Genomic DNA, 22780 nt, shown 5'->3' on the forward strand with positions numbered 1-22780 from the left:
TCCGTGTCGGTGAGGCCGGCGCCCCACCGCCGGCCGGCCCTGCCTCCCTTCCTGCGGCCGAGAGTCCTACGTACCAGGCGCGGTCGGCGCCAGCGGGATCATCACCCGCATCTGCGCCGGCCCCCTTGCACCCCACCGGTGATACGGCACCAGGGGGAGCTCGAAAGCCCGAAGTTCCGCGGCGGCAGGCGCCTCTGCGGTGAAGGGCAGCACACCGGCATCGTCCGGGGCCGATGCGGGGGCCAGCCCCGCAGCGATCGCGCCGTCGCCGTGGGCGCGCAAGGGCGCGGCCGCGTCGAGCAGCACGTCCTCGAACGCGACTCCGTCGGGCAGGTCGGTCGACTCGACGCACAACACCAGCGGTCCGCGCGTCACGGCGACCGTGCCGCGCTGCGCGTCGATCCTGGAGTCCGGCCATGCGAGGCGCGGCGACAGGTCGAGGTCGAGCACCACGCGGTCACCCGGGGCGAACGCTCGCGTCACCTCCCACCAGCCGGGCGCGAGCGCAACCTCACCGGCGGGAGACGTGCCGCGCGCATCGGCCGCCCATCCGGGCACCCTGAGCCGGAGCGCGACCTCTCGCGCGGGGGCCCGCTCGACGGTCACCTCGACGCGCCCCTCCACCGGATAGGCGGTGTCGACCCGGACCTCAAACGTCTCGCCGCCCAGGTCCGCCGCGATCCGGCCGGCGCCGTACAGCGACAGCGTCAACGCATCGGCGTCTACGAAGGCCGCGTACGCCTGCGTGGAGGCGAAGGTGCGGGACACGTTCGTGGGACAGCACGACACATCAAACCAGGGCGCGCGCACGCCGCCCTCCGCGCGCATGTTGACGCCCTCGCCCGCGTACTCGTGGCCGGCGACGCGCACGTGCAGGGGGTTCGCGTAGAAGAACGCCCGCCCGTCCTCGCTGGGGCCGGTCGCCACCACGTTGTGCAGCGTGCGCTCGATGAGGTCCGCGTACTTCGCCTCGCCGGTGGCCAGCAGGAGTCGCCACGAGAACATCACGGAGGCGATGCCGGCGCAGGTCTCGCAGTACGCCCGGTCCGGCGGCAACTCCCAGTCCTCGCCGAAGCCCTCGTCCTGGTGCCGCGACCCCATGCCACCGGTGACAAACGTGCGGCGCGCGACCGTGCGGTCCCACTGGCGGCGCAACGCGCCCAACAGGTCGTCGTCGCCGGTGTCCACGGCCACGTCGACGGCACCCGCGGACAGGTACAGCGCGCGTACGGCGTGGCCGCGCAGTACGTCAGCCTCGCGGATGGGGGTGTCGTCCTGGAAGTACTCGGCGGACAGCAGCACGCGCACGGGCAGCGTGCCGCGGCCGCGCCGCTCGAGGAAGATGCGCGCCTGCTCGCGGTAGCGCTCCTCCCCCGTGGCCCGCGCGAACTCGGCGAGCGCCACCTCGATCTCGGGATGCCCGCACAGCGTCGCGCGGGCGCCCTCGCCGAACTCGCGGCACACGTGGTCGGCGGCGCGACGCGCCACCTGGACCAGCGCATCGTCGCCGTAAGTGCGCAGCCGCGCAACGGCAGCCTGGATGAGGTGGCCCATGTTGTAGAGCTCGTGACCCTCCGACATGTTCGAGTAGCGCGGAGGCAGCCCCGGGTGGCCGAAGGCCGTGCCCTGGTAGCCGTCCGGGGCCTGCGCGGCGCCGATGCGGGCCACCAGGGAGTCGTACAGCGCCTGCAGGCGCGGGTTCGCGCGGCGCCCGAGTTCCCACGCAAGCCCCTCGAGCAGCTTGTAGACCTCGGAGTCCGCGAACTCCCATCCGGCGCGCTCGACGGTGGACTCGCCGCGCGCCACGCGGTCGAAGTTCTCCAGCCAGCCCAGGCGCTCCATCCACGAGGCGCAGTGCTCGAACGTGTGAGCGGCGTTGGTCTCCTGACGACGCCCCCAGAAGCCCTCGGGGTCCCAGGCGGCCTCACCGATCTGCAGGCCTCGGCGGGGCCCGGGGGCGTCGACGGGGACGCGCGGGTGCTTGGTCTCGGTGCTCACATCAGTCCTTCACTGCGCCGGCGGTCACGCCCGCGGCGACGTACTTCTGGGCGAACACCAGGAGGATCGCGGCGGGGATCGAGGCGACCATCGCGGTGGCCATGATCGCGTTCCACTGAGTGGTGTTGTTGCCGATGTAGTTGTAGATAGACAGCGTGATGGGGATCATGTCGCCGTTGCGGTTGAGCGTTGAGGCGAACACGAAGTCCGACCACGCCCACAGGAACGCGAACAGCGACACGGTCAGCGCGGAGTTGCGGCTGATGGGCATCACGACGGAGATGAAAGTGCGCCACGCGCTCGCGCCGTCCATCTTGGCGGCCTGGATCAGTTCGCGCGGGATGCCGCTCATGAACGCCGCGAACAGCAGCACGCCGAACGGCACCGCGATGGTCGAGTCCGCGAGGATGAGGCCCCAGATGGAGTTGAGCAGGCCCAGCCGCACGTAGATGGCGTAGAAGCCCATCGCCATGACGACGGCGGGGATCATCTGGGCGACCAGCAGGATGAAGTTGAGGGTCTTGCCGCCCTTCATTCGCAGCAGCGAGATGGCGTACGCGGCGGGCGCGGCGATCACGACGGTGAGCACCACGCAGCCGAGCCCCACCAGGAGACTGGTCCCCAGCGCGGGCAACTGCTGGTCGAACACGGCCTCGTACCCCTCGAACGTGGGGTCCACGGGGAAGATGTTCGGCGGGTTCTTGCGCAGGTCGCTGCGCTGGGTCAGCGAGACGTTGAAGATCCAGTAGACGGGGAAGAGCATGAGCGCGGTGAAAAACACGCCCAGCGCGGTCTTCCACCAGGTGCTGCGCTTCTTCACGGGCTTGTCGCGGCCCTTGCCGCGGCCCTTGGGGGGCCGGCGCGTGCCCGCGGGCTCGGCGAACGTCGCCATGTCAGTGCTCCTCTCGGCGCTGCAGGCGGACGTAGAAGAGTCCGAACACGAGCGCGATGATAATCAGCAGGTTTCCGATGGCCGCGGCCGGCGAGAACGCGGGCTGCCCGGTACCGAACGCCTCCCGGTAGGACCAGACGGCGAGCGTCAGCGAGCTGTTCGCCGGCCCGCCCTTGGTCATGATCCAGACGATGTCGACGACCTTCAGCGTGTACACGAGGCCCAGCAGGATGGTGATGGCGGAGACGGGCCTCAACAGCGGAAAGGTCACCCTCCAGAAGGTGGTCCAACCGTTCGCCCCGTCGAGGGAGGCGGCCTCGTAGACCTCGCCGGGGATGTTCTGCAGCCCCGAGTACAGGATGACCAGGTTGAACGGGATGCCCAGCCAGATGTTGGCGATGATGACGGCCGTCAGCGCCGTGTCGGGCGACGTGATCCAGTTGATCTGACCTATTCCGAACGCGCCCAGGAACGAGTTGATGATGCCGGAGTCCGAGTTCATCATCCACGACCAAGTCGAGGCGGAGACGATGAGCGGGAGTAGCCACGGCACGAGGAACAGCGCGCGCAGGATCCCCGACAGGCGGAACGTGTTGCGGAAGAACACTGCCAGCGCCAGGCCGATCGCGTACTGGAAGATGATCGAGATGCCCACGAACAGCACGGTGTTCCACAGCGCCTTGGGGAACAGCGGCGAGGTGAGGACGTCGATGTACTTCTCGAGTCCCACGAACTCGGCGTTGCCTTGGACGAAGGCGCGCACGTTGTAGTCGTGGATGGAGAGGTCGATGCTACGGATCAGCGGGTAGACGTAGAACGCCAGCAGGTAGGCGACGAGCGGGGCGGCGAAGCCGAAGGCTATCCAGGGCGATCCGTTGGGGTGGCGGACCTGCTTGACCCGAGAGGGCTTGGGCTGCGTGCCGTTCGGGGCGGGCGCGGCGGCAGACGCGACGGTCATGGTGAGTCCTTGCGTGCGGGGTAGGAGCGGGTCCACGGGGGTGGGAGGGGCGGCGAGCCCGCCCCACCCCCGTGGCTTCAGGGAATGCGGGGAGCGGTCAGTTGCCGGTAGCGGCGGCCGCGGCCTCCTGGGCCGCGTCCATCGCGTCCTGCGCGCTCATCGCGCCGGACATCGCCGCCTGGACGGCCGTCCACAGCTGCTCGGAGATCAGCGGGTAGTCGGTGCCCAGGTTGTCCGAGGTGCGGCCCTTGGCGGCGCGGACGGCGTCCACCCACACGGTGAGCTCCGGGTGCGCCTCGATGAACTGCTCCTGCCCCTCGGCGGTCGGCGGGATGTAGTACGCGAAGGTCTCCGCGGTCTCGACGAAGCCCTCGGGGGTGGTCATGCACTCGATGATCTGGCGCGTGACGTCGTACCGGGCCTCGTCCGACTGGGCGGGAGCCATGATGAACTCGCCGCCGGTCGGGGCCGGGGCCGCGCCGCCGTCCTTCGCCGGGAGGGTGATGTAGTCGGCCTCGAACCCCGCCTCGGCCGCCGAGTTCACCTGCCAGGTGCCGTTCTCGACGAAGCCGGTCTGCCCGTCCAGGAACTCCTCCCACGCGGTGTTCTGCGAGTTCTGGATCGCCGACTGCGGCGCCCAGCCCTTGTCCAGCCAGTCCACCCAGAGCTGCACGGCCTCGACCGCGGCGGCCGAGTTCAGCTCGGTGAGGTCCGCGCCGGCGCCCCAGAACCACGGCAGGAACTGGAACGAGCCCTCCTCGGTGCCGATGCCCGCGAAGGTGATCGCGCGCTTGCCGGACGCGTCGATCGCCTCGAGCGCAGTGTTGAGGGTGGCCCAGTCCGTGATGGACGCCGGGTCCACGCCGGCCTCGTCGAGGATCTCCGCGTTGTAGTACAGCGCGAGGGTGTTGGCGCCGATCGGAATGCCGAAGGCGGTGCCGTCGACCACGCCGGCCGCGAGCAGGTTCTCGTCGATGGCGCTGGTGTCGAAGCCCAGCTCGTCCATCGAGATGATGGCGCCCGTGTCCGCGAGCGTGGAGACCGCCGGGTTGTCGAGCAGCACCACGTCGGGCGAGGTGCCCTCCTGCGCCGAGAGCAGCAGCTGGTTGGTCAGTGCCGTCGTGTCGTAGGGCGTGCGCTGGATGGTGACGCCGGCCTCGTCGCCGCAGGCCTGGACGCGGTTGCCCCAGTCCGAGCCGTCGGTGTGCTGCGGGTACGGGTCCCACCAGGTGTAGGTGCCGCCGGCCGCAGTACCGCCGTCGTCGGCGCTGCCGCCGTCGGCGGCGCCAGTGGTGGCCTCGTCCGTCGTGTCGTCCGACGACGAGCAGCCGGCCAACGCCCCGACGGCGATGGCGGCCGCAGCGAAGGCTGCGTACCTGCGAGAGTGCTTCCGAATCATGCGTTCCTCCTTGAACGACGACCCGCTGGGGAGCGGATCAGTGGGTTGCGCCCATGCGGGCAGGTGATGGTGCGGCGATCGAGCCGCGGTCGTCGATCCGGGGCTGGATCAACTCGACAGTGTGCGGTTTAGCCGCATCGGGATCCCCCTCGATCCGGGAGACGAGCTGCTGCACGGCCCTCGCCCCCAGCTCGTCCGCGGCGCTGTCGATCGCCGAGAAGGGAAGTGAGAACGTCCGCGCGAACGCGTCCGAGTATCGCCCGATCACCGAGATGTCCTCGGGCGCGGACATTCCGCGGGCGGCGAGCACCGACGGCAGCGCGGCCGCCGCGGCCTCATTGTTGAGCAGCAGTCCCGTGGCCCGGGGGTGACGATCCAGGTAGTCGGCCAGGTCGCGGCCGATGCCCGGCTGACTCGAGTGGGCGTGGTACCGGTGTAGCGTGACGCCAAGTTCGTCCGCCCGGTCCCGCGCCCCGTTCGCGAGGCGCCACACGTACGCGCCGCCGCGGGCGACCACGTGCTCGGGCTGCGAGACCAGGACGAGCTCGCGGTGCCCCGCGTCGTACAACGCGTCGACCATCGCGCGGCCGGAAGCGACGAAGTCCAGGTCGAACACGTCGACCCCGTCGGGGTCCCCGGGCAGTCCCACGAGCGCGCCGGGCTGGCGAATGTCGCGCAGCAGCGGGAGCCTGTCGTCCCGCTCAGCGACGTTGAGCAGCACGAAGCCGTCGACCATGCGGGACGAGGACAGCCGCTTGAGCGCGGCCACGCCGTTCTCGTCGGACACCAGGAGCGTGTCGTAGCCCTTCTTCCGGGCGGTCTCCGACACCCCGAGGATGTACTGGAGCATCGCAGGAGCGAACTCGTCATCGAGGAACCGACCCAGAAGCGCGATGGTCTTGGTGCGAGAGGTAGCGAGGGCGCGGGCGCCCGCGTTGGGCGTGTAGCCGAGCTCCTCGACCGCGGCGAGGACGCGCAGACGCACCGCCTCCGAGATCGAGCGGTTGCCGCTGAGCGCGTACGAAGCCGTGCTGCGCGACACCCCCGCCGCCTTCGCTACGTCACCGATGGTGGCCAACCTGTCACCGTCCTATGAGGTCCTCGTCACTGAGAATCCTGGGAGTCGGCTCTACATCGAACCGATTCGAATCGAACTGGTTCGACAGTAGAGGAACTCGAGGGCCGGAAGCAAGCCGGCGATAGCGCCGTAATCGAATCGCAATACGACGCCGGCGCCTCGTGACCCCTGTCGTAGTGGATCCGCGCGCGCCTCCCATCCGGGCCGATCCTTCGCAAGTCACAACTCGGCGCCACGCGGATCCCGGCGCCCGCTGGCTCCAGCAGCACCCGTCCAAAGCCCGACGCCTGGATCGAGGCCTAGGCCGCCCCCTTGTCCGCCTACGGCCACGCCTGGCGCGCCGACAACGACCCGAACCACCAGTCCCACCGCATCACCGGTCGCCCCATGGCCACCCCCGATGAGCCCCCGGACGAGGCCCCGAAGGCCACAACGCCATCGTCACACCGAGTACCGAGTTCACGAACGCCCCAGATACCGAGTGCACGCCCGGAGTGGGCCAGGCGGGGCTCGAACCCGCGACCGATGGATTATGAGTCCACTGCTCTGACCGTCTGAGCTACTGGCCCGCGACCCCTCGCGAGGTCGGCGGCCATTCTAGCGGGGACAATCGCATCGTCCCCCGACCGGGACCTCCGGGTGGTCATCGGGACCGCGATCGTCCTGTAGAGTATTCCAGCGCGATCCCCTGTAGCTCAATTGGCAGAGCAGCCGACTGTTAATCGGCAGGTTGTTGGTTCGAGTCCAACCGGGGGAGCCACCCAGGGCCGGTCCTCACTGAGGACCGGCCCTTCTTCTTGCCCCCACCGAGCCCCTCGCCTGGGGACCGCGATGCACGCTCAGTCGCTCGCGCCGAACCCCGCGGCCCCGGCGGCCCCGCGGTACCGGCGATCGCCGAGCGTGTAGAGCGCCTCCGCCGCCGCGTACCGGTAGGCGTGAAGCAGCCGCTCGTACTCGCGCCGCTCCGCGCGGTTGAGCCGCGGCTCGGCCGCCACTCCCCACGCGAGCGCCCCGGCGCCGACGAGGAGCAGCGGCGGGCTCATGAACACCCAGGCCAGGGCGAGCGTCAGCGGCGCGACGAGCATCAGGACGGGCGTCCGGTCCCACCAGGGGCGCAGCAGGCCCGCCTCGCGCATCACACCGCGCACGAAGCGCGGCGCTCGGCGGGTAAGCGCCTCGACCTTGAAGTCCTGCAGCGCCCTCACCGTGGACATGGCGGTGCGCCCGAGCGCGGCCACGTCGGCGCGCGCACGCTCCTCCACCACGGCCGCGGCGTCCATCGATTCGACTGTACCGAGCGGGGCGGCGCGCGGCTCGCGCACCGCCCTCAGCCCTCTGCGTCCGCCCCAGGCAGCACCACGGAGCCGTCCGGCCCCGGCGGCGAGAACGGATTCATGGCGAGCTCCCACACGTGGCCGTCGGGGTCCGCCACGTACCCGGAGTACCCGCCCCAGAACACCTTCTCGGGCGCCTTGAGCGAGGTCGCGCCGGCCGCGAGCGCCGCGGCGTACACCTCGTCGACCTGGGCCTCGGTCAGGTAGTTCTGCGCGAGCGTCATCGCCCCGGTGCCCAGCGACGCGCCGGGGCGGCCCTGGTCGTCCGCGAGCGCGGCGAGACCGAACAAGGAGATCACCATGCCGTTGGCCTGGAAGAACACGACGTCCTGGGACGCCTCGGCGGGCTCCCACCCCCACGCCTCGTAGAACCGGCGGGCGCGGTCCAGGTCCGCGACCCCGAGAGTGATGAACGAGACGCGCGGCTGCGGCATGGCGGAACCTCCGTTCCCCTCGCACGCTAGCAGCGCGGTGGCAAGGCCGCGCCGCCGGCACCGGACGGGGCGGACAGAACGCCAGACGGGAGACACCGGACGGGCCGGGGACGCCACACGGGAGACGCCGGACGGGGGCGGCGCACGCCGCGCCCCGTCCGGCCCGCAGCTACAGGGCGACCTCCGCCTTGTCCTGCTCCCTCTCCCCCGCGTCCTTGCGGACGGCGCCGCCGGAGATGATGCGATGGCGGATCGACCCGGAGATCCAGTCGACCACGAGCGTCACCGCGATGATGACCAGGAGCGTGATGCCGATCTGATCCCACGCGCGCTTGGAGAACAGCTGGCTGAGCAGGGTGCCCACGCCGCCCGCGCCGATGATGCCCAGCACCGCCGAGGCACGGATGTTGATCTCGAAGCGGTAGAGCCAGAACGCGAGCACCTCGGGCAGCACCTGCGTCCAGTAGGCCCAGCGCAGGATCGCCGAGCGGGGCGCGCCGGACGCCTGCGCGGCCTCGACGGGCCCCGGGTCGATGCCCTCGAGCGCCTCGGCGGTGAGCTTGCCGAGCGTGCCCACCGCGCCCACGCCGAGCGCGATGGTGCCCGCGATGGGCCCGAAGCCGAAGATGGGCAGCATGATGACGATCGCGAACACGAGCTCCGGCACCGCTCGGATCAGGTTGAGCACGACGCGGGTGACCTGCACAGCCCACTGCGGGGCCACGTTGCGCGCGGCGAGGAAGCCGAACGGGATCGACAGCACGGCGCCCACGAGCGTTCCCACCCACGCCATGTAGACGGACTCCATCATGGCGTCGAACGCGCGCGTCCAGTACCCGCTCCACGGCTCGGTGAACGGGTTCTGGAGCACGCCCTCGGACATGAGCTGGAAGTACTTCCAGCCCTGGGTGAGCAGACCGGGGAGCTTGTCCCAGCGGGCGTCGGCGAGCCACACGGCGCCGCCCAGGAGGACGGCGAGCCCGATCCACACGAGCGTCGCGCGGGCCTTCGAGGGCTCCTGGGGGCGCGCGGTGCGCGCGGCGGGGGCGGTCACACGAACCTCCGGCGTAGGTACTGGGAGAGCTGGTCGATGGCGAGCACCACGATGAACATCGCGATGACGATCGCGGACACGTTCTCGTAGTTGAAGCGGGAGAACTGCACGTTGATGACCTGGCCGATGCCGCCGCCGCCCGCGAGTCCGATGACCACGGACGCGCGGATGTTGAGCTCGAAGATGTACAGGCAGTAGGAGAGGTAGTTGGGCAGGATCTGCGGGAGCACCGCCCAGCGGGCGCGCGCGAGCGTGCCGGCGCCGCCCGCATCGGCCGCCTCGAGGGGTCCCGCGTCGACGGCGTCGATGGTCTCGGAGGTGAGCTTGGCCGCGATGCCGATGTTGAACATGATCAGCGCGAGGATTCCCGCGAGCGACCCGATGCTCACCAGGGCCACGAAGATGAGCACGTACGCCACGTCCGGCAGCGAGCGGATGACGGAGAGCACGATCTTGACCGCGCGGTACAGCCACGGCGACCGGTTGGTGACCCGCGACGCCATGAACGCGAACACCAGGCCCACGACCACGCCGACCGCGCTTGCGACCACCGCGATCGCGACGGTCTCGACCCATGCGTCCCACACCCGGAAGATGTAGCCCCAGTTGGGCTGGAGGAACCGCTCGATGATCTGCCAGCCGTTCGCGAAGTTGGTGAACAGCGGCGCCAGGGTGAAGCTGATCTGATGGCCCGCCCACAGCGTGAACGCGAGCGCGGCCAGGAGGCCGCCCACCAGGGTGGGCGACGGACGCGGCTTGCGCGGGCGCGCGGGCGCCACGGCGGTGGACGATGCGGTGGTCGTCATGCGCCGGGAAGGACGTCGTCCGCGGTGAGCGAGCGGCCGTAGATCTGCTCGAACACCGCATCGTCCGCCTCGGCGCCCGTGCCGTCGAAGACGACCTGTCCGGCGCGCATGCCGATGACGCGCTGGCCGAACTGGCGGGCGAGGTCGAGGAAGTGCAGGTTGACGAGCGTGGTGATGGACAGCTCGCGGTTGATGCGCTGCAGGTCCTTCATCACCATCTGGGCGGTCGGCGGGTCGAGGGACGCGACGGGCTCGTCCGCGAGCATGACCGTGGGGTCCTGCGCGAGGGCGCGAGCGATCGCGACGCGCTGCTGCTGGCCGCCGGAGAGGTGCGAGGCGCGGGTCCAGGCCTTCTCCACGATGCCCACCCGCTCGAGCGACCGGTAGGCGATCTCCTTCTCCTCCTTGGTCCAGGCGCCCACGAGCGAGCGGTACGCAGGGACGTCGTGGAGCTGGCCCATGATGACGTTGTTCATCACGGAGGTGCGCTTGACCAGGTTGAATGACTGGAAGATCATCCCGATGCCCGAGCGCAGCCGGCGGAGCTCCCGCTTCGACGCGCCGGAGACCTCCTGACCGTCGACGGTCAGCGATCCGGACGTGATGGGCACCAGCCCGTTGATGGCCCGGATCAGGGTGGACTTGCCTGCACCCGACAGGCCCACGACCACGACGAACTGGCCGTCGGGGATGGTGAGGTTCACGCCGTCGAGGCCCACGACCCCGTTGGGGTAGCGGACGGTGACGTCCTTCAGTTCGATCATTCTTTCCACCTCGCTAGACACGGACCGGCGGCCACCCCCTCAGGGGTGGCCGCCGGGAACCGCTGGGGCTTACTCGCCGAAGTTCTCCTCGACGGGGCGGACGACGGTGTCGAACGCGTCCTGGTTCGCGACCTCGAGGCCGTCGATCGAGTAGACCGCGGACAGCGCCGCGGCGCCCTCCTCGGTCTCCGCGAGAGCGAGCAGCGCGTCGGTGATCGCCTGCGTCGCGTCGGCGTCCAGGTCGCCCGAGACCACGACGCCGTCGTTGGGGATGTTGCCGGTGTAGGCGAAGACGACGACCTTCTCGCCCACGTCCGAGAACTCGTCCGCGAGGCTCGAGCGCGCGTCGTTGAAGGAGATGCCCACGACCGCGTCGCCGTCGTAGACCGCCTGGACCGACTGCGGGTGGCCGCCGGCGAACAGCGCGTTCGGGATGTCGTTGATCGGGTCGATGCCGAGCAGGCCCGAGAGCTGGGTCGCCGGGAAGTAGTAGCCGGACGCCGAGCTCGGGTCCACGAAGGAGATCACCGAGTCCGCGCCGACCAGGGCGAGCGCGTCCTCGCCGGCCGGGCCGGAGCCGCCGGTGGCACCGTTGCAGAACGCGAAGCCGTCCTCGTCCATCTGGACCTCGTCGAGGCAGAAGGTGTCGGTGTCGGTGGTGAACCACTGGCCCACGTACTCCGACGAGCCGTAGCGCACGGACTGGAGGACGATCTGCGCGTTCGCCTCGTTCTCGGCCTGCACCATCGCGATGGGGCCGAGGAAGCCGATGTCGGCCTGGCCGGTCTGGAGCGCGACGACCACGGCGGAGTAGGACTCCGGCACGAAGACCTCGACGTCGATGCCCAGCTGGTCGGACAGCGCGGCGGCCAGCGCCTCGCCGTCGGTGGTGATCTGCTCGACCTCGTCCGAGGGGACGAGCGCGAGGGTCAGGGTCTCGGGCAGCTCGAGGCCGCCCTCGGCCGGGGCGTCCGTCGACTCGGGGGCGGTCGACTCGGCGGCCTCGGTGGCGTCGGTGGTCGACTCGACCTCGTCGGCCTCGGCCGAGCAGCCGGTCGCGAGCAGGGCGATGCCCGCGGCGAGCGCCATGGGCGCGAAGAAGCGGTTCTTCACTGTGTACCTTCCAAAGATTTCGGGTGGGGCGGCCGCGATGCGCGGCCTGACCTCCGCAGTTGCGCGGTGGCCACAGCCCGGAAACCTAGCGGCCGGCGTGCGACATATGTCCAGTTCAGCGGCCATATTCTCCGCCTCGTCACCCGCTGTTCACCCAACCGATGCGGGCCTGTGACACTCAGGCGCATAAACGTGGTGTAGGTCACACCGGCTTTACTGCTCCTTGAGCTCCCGCCGGCGGTTCTCCAGGCGGATCATCTCCGCGAACGCCTCCTGCGCCTCCGGCGTCCCCTGCCCGGCCCGCTGCATGCGGCCGCGCAGGTCCGCCGCCCGGCGGGTGAGGTCCAGGTCGAGCAGCTTGACCAGGATCGATCGCGCGTACACGCCCAGCTCCGTCGGCTTGTCGTGCGGCAGCGGCGTGACCGCGAGCTGGGACACGAGCGCCCTGAGGTCCGGTCCGGCCTGGTCGACCACGGCGCCCACCCAGTCGTCGTGCGCGCCCTGCGGGCCGCCGGCCGCGAGCATGGCGTCGAAGACCTGGGCGTAGGCGGGGGCGGTGAACGATGCACGGGTCAGCTCGCCGCAGACGGCCAGGGCCGTCGGGTCGGCCAGGATCTGGTCGCGCGCCTGCAGCAGCACGCCCAGTCCGAGCGCCTCCGCGCGCACCACCGGGTCGCGCGGGTTGGGACGCGAGACCGCGGCCGTCGCGATCTGCCCGGTCTCGGGGTCCATGGGCGGCGGACCGTCGTCGTAGGGCTCCTCCGGGGGCGGGGGCTCGTCGCCGCCCGGATGACCACCGTGATGACCGCCGGGTCCCGCCGAGCGCCCCGCGGGGCCGCCGCGACCGGCGGGCGCCCCCCCGGGCCTTCCGGGCCCGCCCGCTCCCCCGGGCCCGCGCCCCTGCGCTGCCGGCCGGGACGCGCCGCCCCGTCCTTCGGACCGGGTGCCGGCCGCGGAGACGGCGCGCAGCGCATCGGCCACCTCCATGCCCAGCCACCCGGCCAGGCGACGGCCGTACTCGGGCCGCAGCGCGCGGTCGCGGATCTGCGCCACCACGGGCGCGGCGGCGCGCAGGGCGGCGATGCGCCCCTCGGGCGTCTCCAGGTCGTGCGCGGCCAGTGTGGCCCTGATGACGAACTCGAACAGGGGGATGCGCCGCTCCATGAGGGCGCGCACCGCCTCGTCCCCGTCGCGCTGGCGGATGTCGCACGGATCGAGACCCTCGGGGTCGACGGCCACGAACGTCTGCGCGAGGAACTGCTGGTCGAGCGCGAAGGACTTGAGCGCGGCGTTCTGCCCGGCCTCGTCCCCGTCGAAGGTGAAGATCACCTTGGCGCCGGTCGAGCCCACCTTGAGCTGGGCGGTGCCTGTGTCGCCCATGAGGCGGCGCACCACCTTGACGTGGTCCTCGCCGAAGGCGGTGCCGCAGGTCGCGACCGCGTTGGTCACCCCCGCGAGGTGGCAGGCCATCACGTCGGTGTAGCCCTCGACCACGACGGTGGTGCGCTCGGAGCGGATCGCGCCCTTGGCCAGGTCGATGCCGTAGAGGACGTTCGCCTTCTTGTAGAGCGCGGTCTCCGGGGTGTTGAGGTACTTGGGCCCCTGGTCGTCGTCGTGGAGGCGGCGGGCGCCGAAGCCGATGACGTCGCCGGTGACGTCGCGGATGGGCCAGATGAGGCGGCCGCGGAAGCGGTCGTAGACGCCGCGCTGACCCTCGGAGACCAGGCCGGACTGCTTGAGCTCGGGCTCGGTGAAGCCCTTGGCGCGCAAGTGGTCGGTGAGCGCCTGCCAGCCCTGGGGCGCATACCCGCACCCGAAGTGCTGGGCGGCCTCGCGCCCGAAGCCGCGGCCCAGCAGGAAGTCGCGGGCGATGCGCGCCTCGGGGGTGACCAGCTGGGCGACGTAGAACTCGGCGGCGACGCGGTTGGCCTCGAGCAGGCGGCGGCGCATGTTGACGCTCGACTCCGAGCGCCGCCCGCCGGACTCGTAGCGCAGCGTCACGCCGGCGCGGTCGGCGAGGTACTCCACGGCCTCCGCGAACGGCAGCCCGTCCATGCGCATCACGAACTCGATGACGTCGCCGCCCTCGCCGCACCCGAAGCAGTGCCAGCGGCCCGCCGCGGGCCGCACGTGGAAGGACGGGGAGCGCTCGTCGTGGAACGGGCACAGACCCTTGAGGGAGCCCACGCCCGCGGACTTGAGGGTGACGTGCTGACCCACGATCTCCTCGAGGGGCGCACGCTCGCGGACCGTCGCGATGTCCTCCCGATTGATCGTGCCCGCCATGAGCGACAAGATTACCGGCGCGACGGGGTGCCGGAACCGCGGGTCCCGCGGCGATGACGCTAGGCTGGCCGCGGACCCCAGGAAAGGACTGGTTGTTGTGAGAGTTGACGCATTCCTCGCCGATTCGGCCGAGGTCGTCCAGAACAAGATCTACGCGCTCGGCGCGGGCTGGAACATCATCTTCGTGCGGCAGTTCCCCGCCGTGCACCGACGCCTCGCCGTCGGCGCGGTGGTGCACGTGCCGTTCACGCAGACGAACATGGCGCACCAGTTCGAGCTCAAGCTCCTCACCGAGGACGGCGTGGAGTACCCGATCGGCATCCGCCCCGACGCCGAGGGCAAGCCGGCCCCCGTGCGCGCCATGGGCGGCGAGTTCACCGTGGGCCGCCCGCCGCACCTGGTGGACGGCGACGAGCAGGTCGCGTCCTTCGCCTTCACCATCGACGGGCTGCGCTTCGACCAGCCGCGCCTGTTCTCGTGGGTGATCAGCGTCGATGGCGAGGAGATGACCCGCCTCCCCATGCGCGTGCAGCAGGCAGCGCAGCAGGCGGCCCCGCAGGGCTGATTTGGGCGTCTACTCGGGGGTCATCCTCCCCCTGGTGCTCGTCGTCTCCGGAGTGCTCGCACTCGTCGGGCTGATGACGCTCTTCCTGCCACGGCTTCACCGTGTGCTCGGTATCGCGACCGCCGCAACCTATGCGGCGGTCGCGGTCCATCTGGTGGCGGTGATCGTGGTGCTCGCGACCGGCAACGCGGCCGGGCTCGTGCTCACGCTCGGGTACCTGCTCGCGTCCGTCGCGCTCCTGCCCCTGCTGGGAATCGGCCGCCTGGGCACGCCCGAGGCCGCCGCCGGCGACGCGGACCCCGACCGCCCCGTGCTCGCTCCCGACCAGATCGCGCGGGTCGACGGCGGCGCGGCCGTCGTCATCGCCATCACCCTCGCGGTGCTCGCCTGGCGCGTCCTGGAGATCCTGGAGGCCGGCGCATGAACCCCATCGTCCGCATCGTCATCGTAGTGCTCTACGCGGTGCTCGGCCTCGCCGCGACCGGACGCTCGGTGTACCAGGTGCTCACCAAGTTCTCCGAGGCTCCGTTGCCGTACACGCTCTCCGCCGTGTCGGCCGTGCTCTACGTGGCCATCGCGATCGCGCTGTGGCGCGGCCGGCGCACGTTCGCGCTGTGGGGCACCGCGATCGAGCTCGTCGGCGTGCTCACCGTGGGCACGCTCGGCTACCTCGCGCCCGCGCTGTGGCCCGACCACACCGTCTGGACGGGCTACGGGTCCGCGTACGGCTGGGTGCCGCTCGCGCTGCCGGTGGCGGCGCTCGTCATGCTCGTGCGCGACCGGCGCGACCGCCGCGCGCGTGCGGCCCGGGCGGCGGTGGAGCCGGCGGCCCCGTCCGGGACCCTCTCCTGAGAGACTGCCGCCATGACCGAGACCCCCGCCGCAGCATCGTCCCCCGCCAAGGACCGCACCCCGGGCCGCCTGATCCTCAACGCGATCCGCGGCGGCCTCATCGGCACCGCCGAGACCGTCCCGGGCGTCTCCGGCGGCACGGTCGCGCTCATGACGGGCGTCTACGAGACCATCCTCACCTCCGCGGGCCACCTCATCGGCGGCATCCGCATCGCGGTGACGGACGGCGTGCGCGGGCGCGGCCTGGACCGGGCGCGGCCGGACCTGGCGCGCGTGCGCTGGGGCGTGCTGCTCCCCCTGGGCGTGGGCATGGTCGCGGCGCTGCTGGTCATGGCCCACTTCATGGAGGGTCTGGTCGAGGACCACCCGGAGACGATGCGCGGCCTGTTCCTGGGCCTGGTGCTCGCCTCGCTCGCGGTGCCGTTCCGCCTGGCCGCGCACTCCCCCGCCGCCGGGCGCCCGCGCGGGCGCTGGGGCGGCCTCGACGTGCTGGTCGCGGCGGTCGCCGCGGCCGCCACCGCGACCGTCCTGAGCCTCTCGGGCGCCTCGCTCGAGCCCACGCCCGCCGTGCTGGTGCCGGCGGCCGCGATCGCGGTGAGCGCCCTGGTGCTGCCGGGCCTGTCGGGTTCGTTCCTGCTGCTCACCATGGGCCTGTACGCGCCCACGCTCGCCGCGGTCAACGACCGCGACCTGGGCTATCTCGCCTGGTTCGCCCTGGGCGCGGCCATCGGCCTGGTCACCATCGTCAAGCTTCTCCAGTGGCTGCTCGAGCACCACCGCCGCCTCACCCTGGTGATTCTCACCGGCGTGATGGCGGGCTCGCTGCGCGCGCTGTGGCCCTGGCAGGACGAGTCGCGCGCGCTGCTCGCGCCGCACGACCCGGTGATCTGGCCCGTCGTCGCCTTCGTGATCGGCGTCCTCGTCGTGGTCGCGGTGCTGGTGCTCGAGCGCCGCTTCGTGCCCGCCGAGCCGACCGCCCCCGCTCAGTCGGAGGACGCCACTGCCTGATCGCGGCGGCGCACCACGTAGCGGTGGTGCCAGTCGTACGCCGACTTGTCGGTGAGCGACGCGATCTGGTCGATCACCACCCGGGTGCGCGCAGCATCGTCCCCCGCCTCCCGGTGCATGGCCGCGAAGTGCGGCTCGAGCGCTTCGTCCCCCAGCTCCACCAGGGCCCCGACCAGCTCGGTCAGGCGCTCGCGCTGCTGGCGGTACGCGGGCTTGCGCTCGCGCGGCGCCATGAGGAAGTGCACGGCGATGCCCTTGAGCATGAGGATCTCCTGGGCCGTGGCCTCGGGGATCACCAGGCGCGCGTGGTGGCGGGTGAGGGGGCCGTCGCCGAACTCCGCGCGCGTGGCCGTCGCGACGTCCCCCACGAAGCGGCCGATGCACTGGCTGGTCATGTCCTTGAGCGCCGCGAGCGCGCGGTGCGAGCCGTCGTAGTCGTCCATCCAGGTGGGCTCGCGCTGGAGCCGGCGCAGCGCCTCGACCAGCGCGTCCTCGTCCCCGCGGCCGTACCACTGGCGCGCGTGGGCGGCGATCTCGCGGGCGCGGCCCTCGTCGCGCAACACCCCCAGCGACACGGTGTTGTGGACCACGGAGTCCTCCATGTCGTGCACCGAGTACGCGATGTCGTCCGCCAGGTCCATCACCTGCGCCTCGAAGCTCTGGGCGCGCTCCTGCGCCCCCTCGCGGAGCCACCGGAACACCGGGAGGTCGTCCTCGTAGACGCCGAACTTCCGGGTGGGGCTGCCGTCGGGGCGGGTGGGCGTCGCGTCCTCCGTCCACGGGTACTTGCACGCCGCGTCGAGGACCGCGCGCGTGAGGTTGAGGCCCACGCTCTCCCCCGTCTCGGGGTGGACGGACTTGGGCTCGAGCCGGGAGACGATGCGCAGGGTCTGGGCGTTGCCCTCGAACCCGCCGATGTCCCGGGCCGCCGCGTCGAGGGCCTTCTCCCCGTTGTGGCCGAAGGGCGGGTGGCCCAGGTCGTGCGCCAGGCACGCCGCGTCCACCACGTCCGGGTCGCAGCCCAGCGTCTTGCCCAGCGCGCGGCCCACCTGCGCGACCTCGAGCGTGTGCGTGAGCCGCGTGCGCACGAAGTCGCCGGTGCCGGCGCCCAGGATCTGGGTCTTGGCGCCCAGCCGGCGCAGCGCGCTCGAGTGGACGATGCGCGCGCGGTCCCGCTCGAAGGGCGTGCGGTGCTGCTGCTTGGGCGGCTCCTGGACGAAGCGCTCCCGGTCCACCTGCTCGTATCCGCGGGGTGTGGTGTCCACTCCTCGACTCTACCTGGGCCGACGCACCCGACCCGGGACCTCGTCGCGGCCGCGCCCCGGGGGACGATGCGGCGGTCGCCCCGGCCTGCCCGCCCCGCTACGGTGGGGCGATGGGACTGGTGCGCGCGTACCTGGCGATGTCGCTCGACGGGTTCGTCGCCGGCGAGGACGACGACCTGGGCTGGCTCGAGCCGCGCGCGTCAGGGACTCCCATCGCGGGCGGCGCCTGGGCGGGCGCCCTGCCCGACGGGCTCCACTTCGAGGACTTTCTCGACGACGTGGGCGCGATCCTCATGGGGCGGCGCACCTGGGACATCGTCGCCGGCTTCGACGAGTGGCCGTACCGCGACGTCCCGCTCGTGGTGGCGTCGCACCGCCCGGTGACGTCCTCGCGGCCCTCGGTGCGCGGCGACTCCGGCCCCCTCGAGGCGCTGGTGGCACGGTGCCGGGCGCTGGCCGGCGAGCGCGACGTGTACGTCGACGGCGCGACCCTGGTGCGCGAGGCGCTCGCGGCCGGGCTGCTCGACCACCTGGTGGTGACCATGATGCCCACCGCGCTGGGCCGGGGCGTGCCGCTGTTCGCCGGGCTCGACGGGCCCCGGGAGCTCACCGTCGAGCGCGTGGAGAGCTACGGCGAGGGGCTGGTGCAGATCCACCTGGCGGTGCCGGGGGCGCGGGCGTAGGAGTCCGGTCCGTGGGGGCCGGTTCCGGGGTGGGCCGTCAGCCTCCGGAGACGCTGAGCTCCGCCTCGCGCAGGCGCAGCTCGAGGTCCGGGGTGATGTCCTGGGTGGACAGCCAGCCGTCCGGGCAGGAGGGCACGCGCGGGGAGCCCTGACGGCCGCGCGGCCCCTCGGCCTCCTCCCCCGGGTACGGCGAGTCGAGGTCGAGCGAGTCGAGCAGCTCACGCAGCTGCGCGAGCGTGTCCACGAGCCCGAGCGCCCGGCGAATCTCCCCGCCCACCGGGTAGCCCTTGAGATACCAGGACATGTGCTTGCGCAGCTCGCGCATGCCCTTGCCCTCGTCGTCGCCGAAGTGGGTGATCATCAGCTCGCCGTGGCGGTAGATGGTGTCCGCGACGAGGCTCAGGCCGGGCCGCACGCGCTCGGGACGGCCCTCGAAGGCGGCCTGCAGGTCCGCGAACAGCCAGGGACGGCCCATGCACCCACGGCCGACCACCACGCCGTCGCAGCCGGTCTCCTCAACCATGCGCACCGCGTCCTCGGCGCGCCAGATGTCGCCGTTGCCCAGCACCGGGATCGAGCGCACCGTCTCCTTGAGCCGCGCGATCGCGGACCAGTCGGCGGTGCCGGAGTAGTACTCGGCGGCGGTGCGGGCGTGGAGCGCCACGGCGGCGGCGCCCTCGCGCTCCGCGGTGAGGCCCGCGTCGAGGTAGGTGAGGTGGTCGTCGTCGACGCCCTTGCGCATCTTCACGGTGACGGGGATGCCGAACGGCTCTGCCTCGCGCACCGCGGCGCGCACGATGTCGCGGAACAGGTCCTTCTTCCAGGGCAGCACGGCTCCCCCGCCCTTGCGCGTCACCTTGGGCACCGGGCAGCCGAAGTTCATGTCGATGTGGTCCGCGCGGTCCTCCGCGCAGATCAACTTCACGGCCGCGCCGATGGTCGCGGGGTCCACCCCGTACACCTGCACCGAGCGGGGCTTCTCGTCGGGGTCGTGGGCGATGATGCGCAGCGACTCGGGGCGGCGCTCGACGAGCGCGCGCGACGTCACCATCTCCGCGACGAAGAGACCGCGGCCGTGCTCGCGGCACAGGCGGCGGAAGGCGGCGTTGGTGACGCCGGCCATGGGGGCGAGGACCACGGGCGTGTCGACCTCGAGCGAGCCGAGGCGCAGCGGCGGGAGGAGTCGGGCGGCCGAAGACATGAGAGCCATTGTCTCAGGGGGTGGTCCGGGCCCGTGCCCGGGTCCGGACACACTCACGCCCGGGCCGCTGAGGGAAAGCCCGGGCGTGAGGCGTCGCGGCGCAGCGAACCAGGCGCGCAGCCGCAACGATTGTGAAACCGATCTGGCCGGCGACACGGCGCCGACCACGAAGACGAGACCCTCCCCTGGGCCCCCGAGCACGCTCCCCCCGGTGCCTACCGGCCGCCTCCCCCGAGTCGGCCCGCTCTCGTATGTCAGTACGCTAGGTCCGCCCGGGGGGACAAAGCAAGCAATTCGGACAGATTGTCGAAAACTCGCGGGAGGGCGCCCTCAGCGCGGCCCGTCGACGGACCCGTCCGTGGGGTCCGCGTCCGCGCCCGCCTCGGCCGCCAAGGCGGGCGCCCCGCCCGGGGCGACCCCCGCATCGTCCCTGGTCGCGATCGTGGAACCGGCGACGGCGTCGTGCCGCCAGCCCACGATCATCGCGCCGATGGCCGTGGTGAGCGGCACCGCGAGCACCAGACCGATCGACCCGACCAGCGTGCGCACCACCTCGCCGGCGATCTCCGATGAGGTCAGGGCCGCCCCGATCGGGTTGTCGTAGACCGCGATGAGCATGATGAGCGGTAGCGAGGCGCCCACGTACGCGAACGCGATCGTGTACACGGTCGACGCGATGTGGTCGCGGCCGATGCGCATGCCGCGGGTGAACAGCTGCCACGGGCCCAGGTCGGGGCGCACGGTGCCCAGCTCCCACACGGCCGAGGCCTGGGTGATGGTGACGTCGTTGAGGACGCCCAGGCCCGCGATCATGAGCCCGCACAGCGCGAGGCCCTGCAGCGACAGGCGGCCCTCGACGAAGGCGAGGTTGATCTCCGCCTCGTCGGGCACGCCGGGGATGCGCGCGGCGGCCACGGCCCAGGTGCCCAGCGCCGCGGTGAGCACGAGTCCCGCGATGGTGCCCAGGTACGCCGTGGTGGTGCGCGCGTTGGGCCCGTGCGCGATGTAGAGCAGCACGAAGAGCGCGCCGGCGCTGGTGACCATGCCGACGATGGGCGGGCTCGCGCCCTCGAGCAGCGCGGGCACGGTGTAGAACGCGACGATGCCGAAGGCGAGCAGGAGCCCCAGCAGCGCGCCCAGGCCGCGCCACCAGGCGACGGCGAGGACGAGCACCACGTAGACGATCAGCAGCGCGAGCAGGGGGAAGGCGCGGTCGAGGTCCGCGAACACGACCGTGCCGTCCTCGAGCGCCACCGCGTTGACGTGGTCGCCCACGCGCAGCTCGAAGGCGGGGATGCCGATGGGCTGCATGGGCTGCTCGCCCTCGTAACCCGCGGTCGAGACGTCGATGACCGAGGCGCCGGTCTCCGCGTCGACCTCGACGACGACGCCGTCGAGGTGGACGGCGTCCTCGTAGAGGTACGACTCGGAGCCCAGCCGGTCGAGGCTGCTGGGCCACGTGACGATCGCGCCCGCGACCACGGCCGCGAGCACGCCGACCACCAGCGCCCACAGGAGCCGGGTGGTGCCGGCGGAGGCGCGGGGCCGGACGTCGTGCGAGTGGCCCGCACCCATGCGCTACGCGCCGATGAGGCGCTGGGCCAGGTAGCCGGTGACCTGCGACAGGGCCACGCGCTCCTGCTGCATGGTGTCGCGGTCGCGGATGGTGACCGCCTGGTCGTCGAGCGTGTCGAAGTCGACGGTCACGCAGAACGGCGTGCCCACCTCGTCCTGGCGGCGGTAGCGCTTGCCGATGGACTGGGTGACGTCCACGTCGATGTTCCACGCGCCGCGCAGTTCCTTGGCGAGCGCCTGGGTGGCGGGCGCGAGGTCCGCGGACTTCGACAGCGGGAGCACGGCGGCCTTGACCGGCGCGAGGCGCGGGTCCAGGCGCAGGACGGTGCGGGTCTCGGTGCCGCCCTTCGCGGTGGGCACCTCCTCCTCCGTGTACGCCTCGACCAGGAACGCCATGAGCGAGCGGGACAGGCCGGCCGCGGGCTCGATCACGTAGGGCACGAAGCGCTCGTTGGTGGCCGGGTCCAGGTAGCTGAGGTCCTTGCCGGAGTGCTTGGCGTGGGTGCTCAGGTCGAAGTCGGTGCGGTTCGCGATGCCCTCGAGCTCGCCCCACTCGGAGCCCTGGAAGCCGAAGCGGTACTCGATGTCCGTGGTGCCCTTGGAGTAGTGCGAGAGCTTCTCCTGCGGGTGCTCGTACAGGCGCAGGTTGTCCGCGGAGATGCCCAGGTCCTCGTACCAGGCCTTGCGGGTGTCGATCCAGTGCTGGTGCCACTCCTCGTCGGTGCCGGGCACCACGAAGAACTCCATCTCCATCTGCTCGAACTCGCGGGTGCGGAAGATGAAGTTGCCGGGCGTGATCTCGTTGCGGAAGGACTTGCCCACCTGCGCGATGCCGAACGGGGGCTTCTGGCGCGCGGTGCGCATGACGTTCTCGAAGTTGATGAAGATGCCCTGCGCGGTCTCGGGGCGCAGGTAGTGCAGCCCGGACTCGTCGGAGGCCGCGCCCAGGTAGGTGCGCAGCAGGCCGTTGAACATCTTGGGCTCGGTCCACTGGCCGCGGGTGCCGCAGGCGGCGCAGGCGATCTCGGCGAGGCCGCCCTCGGGAGCGCGGCCCTTCTTCTCCTCGAACTCCTCGAGCAGGTGGTCCTCGCGGTAGCGCTTGTGGCAGGACAGGCACTCGACCAGCGGGTCCACGAAGGCCTTGAGGTGGCCCGAGGCCTCCCACACCTGCGGGGGCAGGATCACGGACGAGTCGAGGCCCACGATGTCGTCGCGCGAGGTGACCATCGCGCGCCACCACTGGCGCTTGATGTTCTCCTTGAGCTCGACGCCCAGCGGCCCGTAGTCCCACGCGGAGCGCGTGCCGCCGTAGATCTCGCCGCACGGGAAGACGAACCCGCGACGCTTCGCGAGGGAGATGGCGTTGTCGAGACGGCTGGGTGCGGCCACGTGGTGCTCCTTGGGCGAGGTGTGCTTCGAAACGAGGGGTCCGGGGTGCTCGGGCAAGTCTAGCCGCGCGCCGCCCGCGCGCTCCGCCGCGATCCCGGTGTGCGTGCGAGCGCCACGGACCACCGG

Annotated in this window: 21 protein-coding genes and 2 tRNA genes; 6 read left to right on the forward strand and 17 right to left on the reverse strand. The window is 71.6% G+C overall.

The window, feature by feature from the left end:
- Window positions 1–66 precede the first annotated feature (66 nt).
- The 6 genes from AOM03_RS04135 to AOM03_RS04160 all read right to left on the reverse strand — a co-directional run bounded on the left by AOM03_RS04135 (window position 67) and on the right by AOM03_RS04160 (window position 6894).
- Window positions 67–1998, reverse strand: coding sequence for a glycoside hydrolase family 127 protein (locus AOM03_RS04135; RefSeq protein WP_062378509.1), 1932 nt, complete (start codon window positions 1996–1998; stop codon window positions 67–69).
- Between the two features lies 1 nt (window position 1999).
- Window positions 2000–2761 (reverse strand): carbohydrate ABC transporter permease, encoded by a 762-nt coding sequence (locus AOM03_RS04140; protein ID WP_062379185.1) that lies wholly within the window; start codon window positions 2759–2761, stop codon window positions 2000–2002.
- A gap of 130 nt (window positions 2762–2891) precedes the next feature.
- Window positions 2892–3848: a carbohydrate ABC transporter permease gene (locus tag AOM03_RS04145; RefSeq protein WP_062378510.1), complete on the reverse strand. Its 957-nt coding sequence runs from the start codon at window positions 3846–3848 to the stop codon at window positions 2892–2894.
- 97 nt (window positions 3849–3945) lie between these two features.
- The gene (locus AOM03_RS04150) at window positions 3946–5247 is read right to left on the reverse strand and encodes a sugar ABC transporter substrate-binding protein (protein ID WP_062378511.1); all 1302 of its coding nucleotides are present in this window, start codon (window positions 5245–5247) and stop codon (window positions 3946–3948) included.
- A 37-nt stretch (window positions 5248–5284) separates the two neighbouring features.
- The gene (locus AOM03_RS04155) at window positions 5285–6325 is read right to left on the reverse strand and encodes a LacI family DNA-binding transcriptional regulator (RefSeq protein ID WP_062378512.1); all 1041 of its coding nucleotides are present in this window, start codon (window positions 6323–6325) and stop codon (window positions 5285–5287) included.
- A 495-nt stretch (window positions 6326–6820) separates the two neighbouring features.
- Window positions 6821–6894: transfer RNA gene (locus AOM03_RS04160), tRNA-Ile, on the reverse strand.
- Between the two features lie 115 nt (window positions 6895–7009).
- Between AOM03_RS04160 and AOM03_RS04165 the strand changes: the two genes are divergently transcribed.
- A tRNA-Asn gene (locus AOM03_RS04165) sits at window positions 7010–7085 on the forward strand.
- Between the two features lie 79 nt (window positions 7086–7164).
- On the opposite strand, the gene AOM03_RS04170 is transcribed toward AOM03_RS04165, so the two are convergent.
- The 7 genes from AOM03_RS04170 to dnaG form a co-directional block, all read right to left on the reverse strand.
- Window positions 7165–7605 (reverse strand): hypothetical protein, encoded by a 441-nt coding sequence (locus AOM03_RS04170; RefSeq protein ID WP_062378513.1) that lies wholly within the window; start codon window positions 7603–7605, stop codon window positions 7165–7167.
- Window positions 7606–7652: 47 nt separating this feature from the next.
- Window positions 7653–8093 carry a VOC family protein gene (locus AOM03_RS04175; RefSeq protein WP_062378514.1) on the reverse strand — a complete coding sequence of 147 codons (441 nt, stop codon included), beginning with the start codon at window positions 8091–8093 and terminating at the stop codon, window positions 7653–7655.
- Window positions 8094–8262: 169 nt separating this feature from the next.
- Window positions 8263–9147: a phosphonate ABC transporter, permease protein PhnE gene (phnE, locus tag AOM03_RS04180; protein ID WP_062378515.1), complete on the reverse strand. Its 885-nt coding sequence runs from the start codon at window positions 9145–9147 to the stop codon at window positions 8263–8265.
- Complete coding sequence (gene phnE, locus AOM03_RS04185) at window positions 9144–9953, reverse strand: phosphonate ABC transporter, permease protein PhnE (protein WP_062378516.1); 810 nt, start codon at window positions 9951–9953, stop codon at window positions 9144–9146. The genes phnE (AOM03_RS04180) and phnE (AOM03_RS04185) overlap by 4 nt, the downstream gene beginning before the upstream one ends.
- A complete protein-coding gene (gene phnC / locus AOM03_RS04190; RefSeq protein WP_062378517.1) occupies window positions 9950–10717 on the reverse strand; it encodes a phosphonate ABC transporter ATP-binding protein in 768 nt (255 codons plus the stop codon). Before phnC ends, phnE (AOM03_RS04185) begins: the two co-directional genes overlap by 4 nt.
- Window positions 10718–10786: 69 nt before the next feature.
- On the reverse strand, window positions 10787–11830 hold the full coding sequence (gene phnD, locus AOM03_RS04195) for a phosphate/phosphite/phosphonate ABC transporter substrate-binding protein (RefSeq protein ID WP_162197257.1): 1044 nt from the start codon (window positions 11828–11830) through the stop codon (window positions 10787–10789).
- 213 nt (window positions 11831–12043) lie between these two features.
- Window positions 12044–14116, reverse strand: coding sequence for a DNA primase (dnaG, locus tag AOM03_RS04200; protein ID WP_062378518.1), 2073 nt, complete (start codon window positions 14114–14116; stop codon window positions 12044–12046).
- Window positions 14117–14213: 97 nt separating this feature from the next.
- Between dnaG and AOM03_RS04205 the strand changes: the two genes are divergently transcribed.
- From AOM03_RS04205 to AOM03_RS04220, 4 genes are read left to right on the forward strand one after another with little or no spacing between them, the layout of a single operon-like run.
- Entirely contained in the window at window positions 14214–14681 is a 468-nt protein-coding gene (locus tag AOM03_RS04205; RefSeq protein WP_062378519.1) for a DUF6941 family protein, read from the forward strand.
- A gap of 34 nt (window positions 14682–14715) precedes the next feature.
- Window positions 14716–15105, forward strand: a complete 390-nt coding sequence (locus tag AOM03_RS04210) for a hypothetical protein (protein WP_156157607.1) — start codon at window positions 14716–14718, stop codon at window positions 15103–15105.
- Window positions 15102–15533: a hypothetical protein gene (locus AOM03_RS04215; RefSeq protein ID WP_082092091.1), complete on the forward strand. Its 432-nt coding sequence runs from the start codon at window positions 15102–15104 to the stop codon at window positions 15531–15533. The genes AOM03_RS04210 and AOM03_RS04215 overlap by 4 nt, the downstream gene beginning before the upstream one ends.
- Window positions 15534–15545: 12 nt before the next feature.
- Complete coding sequence (locus AOM03_RS04220) at window positions 15546–16541, forward strand: DUF368 domain-containing protein (RefSeq protein ID WP_062378521.1); 996 nt, start codon at window positions 15546–15548, stop codon at window positions 16539–16541.
- Here AOM03_RS04220 and AOM03_RS04225 read toward each other — a convergent pair.
- A complete protein-coding gene (locus AOM03_RS04225) occupies window positions 16517–17806 on the reverse strand; it encodes a deoxyguanosinetriphosphate triphosphohydrolase (protein ID WP_062378522.1) in 1290 nt (429 codons plus the stop codon). The two genes, AOM03_RS04220 and AOM03_RS04225, sit on opposite strands and share 25 nt — an antisense overlap.
- A gap of 110 nt (window positions 17807–17916) precedes the next feature.
- On the opposite strand from AOM03_RS04225, the gene AOM03_RS04230 reads away from it, so the two are divergent.
- Window positions 17917–18489, forward strand: a complete 573-nt coding sequence (locus tag AOM03_RS04230) for a dihydrofolate reductase family protein (protein ID WP_062378523.1) — start codon at window positions 17917–17919, stop codon at window positions 18487–18489.
- A gap of 37 nt (window positions 18490–18526) precedes the next feature.
- On the opposite strand, the gene dusB is transcribed toward AOM03_RS04230, so the two are convergent.
- The 3 genes from dusB to AOM03_RS04245 form a co-directional block, all read right to left on the reverse strand.
- A complete protein-coding gene (dusB, locus tag AOM03_RS04235; RefSeq protein ID WP_082092092.1) occupies window positions 18527–19690 on the reverse strand; it encodes a tRNA dihydrouridine synthase DusB in 1164 nt (387 codons plus the stop codon).
- A 330-nt stretch (window positions 19691–20020) separates the two neighbouring features.
- Window positions 20021–21265, reverse strand: coding sequence for a YibE/F family protein (locus AOM03_RS04240; protein ID WP_062378525.1), 1245 nt, complete (start codon window positions 21263–21265; stop codon window positions 20021–20023).
- 3 nt (window positions 21266–21268) lie between these two features.
- Complete coding sequence (locus AOM03_RS04245; RefSeq protein WP_062378526.1) at window positions 21269–22654, reverse strand: glycine--tRNA ligase; 1386 nt, start codon at window positions 22652–22654, stop codon at window positions 21269–21271.
- Window positions 22655–22780: the final 126 nt, after the last annotated feature.

Origin of the sequence: Demequina pelophila, from assembly GCF_000971175.1 — a bacterium.
Taxonomy (GTDB): domain Bacteria; phylum Actinomycetota; class Actinomycetes; order Actinomycetales; family Demequinaceae; genus Demequina; species Demequina pelophila.